This window comes from Chamaesiphon sp. OTE_8_metabat_110 (assembly GCF_031382685.1).
Classification (GTDB): Bacteria; Cyanobacteriota; Cyanobacteriia; order Cyanobacteriales; family Chamaesiphonaceae; genus Chamaesiphon.
Genome location: NZ_JANMZA010000457.1, coordinates 1 through 1743 on the forward strand (window position 1 = coordinate 1; position 1743 = coordinate 1743).

General features: G+C 44.6%; 3 protein-coding genes. 2 read left to right on the plus strand and 1 reads right to left on the minus strand.

Annotation, left to right across the window (positions count from 1 at the left end):
• Positions 1-140: 140 nt before the first annotated feature.
• A complete protein-coding gene (locus tag RMO52_RS16875) occupies positions 141-446 on the plus strand; it encodes a BrnT family toxin (RefSeq protein WP_310416473.1) in 306 nt (101 codons plus the stop codon).
• Positions 439-657, plus strand: coding sequence for a BrnA antitoxin family protein (locus tag RMO52_RS16880; RefSeq protein WP_310416478.1), 219 nt, complete (start codon positions 439-441; stop codon positions 655-657). The genes RMO52_RS16875 and RMO52_RS16880 overlap by 8 nt, the downstream gene beginning before the upstream one ends.
• A 75-nt stretch (positions 658-732) precedes the next feature.
• Here the strand turns inward: RMO52_RS16880 and RMO52_RS16885 are convergent, their stop codons facing one another.
• Entirely contained in the window at positions 733-1491 is a 759-nt protein-coding gene (locus RMO52_RS16885) for a DeoR/GlpR family DNA-binding transcription regulator (RefSeq protein WP_310416481.1), read from the minus strand.
• Positions 1492-1743: the final 252 nt, after the last annotated feature.

The following is a 1743-nucleotide window of genomic DNA, read 5'->3' on the forward strand; positions in this document are numbered from 1 at the left end:
TGATGGCCCAAACTTAGTATTTAATATTTTTTAAATAGTATTAATTTGGCGACTAAATATCTAAATTAGTCAGACCAAGTATCGCCAGATGAGCGATAATAGGAGATAATTCAATTTGATGTATCCTAATTGTCGCTTTAATGCAATTTGAGTGGGATGAAGTAAAGAACCTTGAGAATATCCGCAAGCATCAAATTGACTTCGCAGATATTTCGGTAATGTTTGACGAAAACATGCTAATCGAGCCAGATGACCGACTTGATTATGGCGAAGATCGATGGATTGGGATTGGGTTTCTCGGTCTAGGTGTAGCGGTAGTTGTCTGGACAGAGCGACAAGGGGATACGATCCGAATAATTTCAGCACGAAGAGCAAATCGTTATGAACAGAAACGACTCGAACAATACCTCACGTACTCATTGGGAAGCATTGGCGGCGATGTCTGATGACACTATTGATTACTCAGATATTCCACCCTTAACCGACGAATTCTTCGATCGAGCAATGCTGCGAATCCCCGCATCCCAGGCTCAGAATTTAGTGCATCTAGATCCTGATGTCATGAAATGGTTCCAGTCTCAAGGTGTGCAACCCACGGAAATGATTAATGCAGTTCTCCGCCGACATATTGAAAATAACACCCAACAGTCTGCATAAAAATATTTATTCAAAAGATAATTGGGTCGGTCATGCTTCCATTTATCCCGATCTTGTTCGGAATTATTAATTAATTCAAGTATCTTGAACGATCGTCAGACCGAGATCTGCGTAGGCTACCAATCGATCGAGTGATACACTGGGTGCAGTTACTAGATAAGTCAAAGCCCGAATACTATCCACGACATAATTAGCCGCCGTATCTAATTTGGCTTCGGTGGCGAGTCCAATTACCTCCGCCGCTCCGGCAATCATCGCTTTTTTAACGTGTGCTTCATCGAGGTTGGCAACACTAATCCCGACTTCGGGATGGAGACTGCACACACCTAGCATACAGATATCCGCTCTAATCGATCGCAAGGATTCGATCGCGGTTGCGCCGACATTCACTAGAGCTTTCTTATAGAGCCTTCCCCCCAACATTATCACCTCAATCCGATCGTGTTCGGCTAGTGCTAACGCGATCGGGGGGCTATTTGTTACTACCGTCGCCTCTAAATCCAAAGGTAGATGCTGGGCGACTTGTAGCGTCGTCGTACCGCCATCTAATATTACTACCTGCCCAGGGCGAACTAACTTCGCGGCGGATTTGGCGATCGCTTCTTTTTCTTTGGGTGCTTGTTTTTGCCTGTCTGCATAGCTGGCTGTAGCGGGGGATGTTAGCAGTGCGCCACCATGCACACGCTGTAATAATCCGGCTTCGGATAGTTCCCGCAAATCGCGGCGCACGGTGTCTTCGGAAACCTTCAACTCGTTACTCAGTTCTGAGGAGAGCACCTTTTTGTTGCGGTGCAGAATTTCGAGAATAAATTGTCTGCGCTCGGCTGTTAGCATCAGTGGTTTGCCTGAAAGTGCTGGTTTAGTCTTGTTAATGCCTGTTTATTAGTATATACTCTTTTTCATGCTGGTTTTTAAGTGTTTATTCGCTTTCAAATATAAAATAACGCATTTTCACGCAAAAGATAACATCTTGGTTCGATCGAGTTACTGCGGAGATCTTTACCCACCCCGCCCTTTGGGCACCCCTCCGAGGAGGGGATTTTTCACACTAGTTTATCCACTTAACATCTATCTAATAAATTTATG

Excerpts from the sequence above, each read along its gene's own strand:
- RMO52_RS16875 (WP_310416473.1), top strand. The coding sequence starts at position 141 with ATGCAATTTGAGTGGGATGAAGTAAAGAACCTTGAGAATATCCGCAAG.
- RMO52_RS16885 (WP_310416481.1), bottom strand. The coding sequence starts at position 1,491 with ATGCTAACAGCCGAGCGCAGACAATTTATTCTCGAAATTCTGCACCGC.
- RMO52_RS16880 (WP_310416478.1), top strand. The coding sequence starts at position 439 with ATGTCTGATGACACTATTGATTACTCAGATATTCCACCCTTAACCGAC.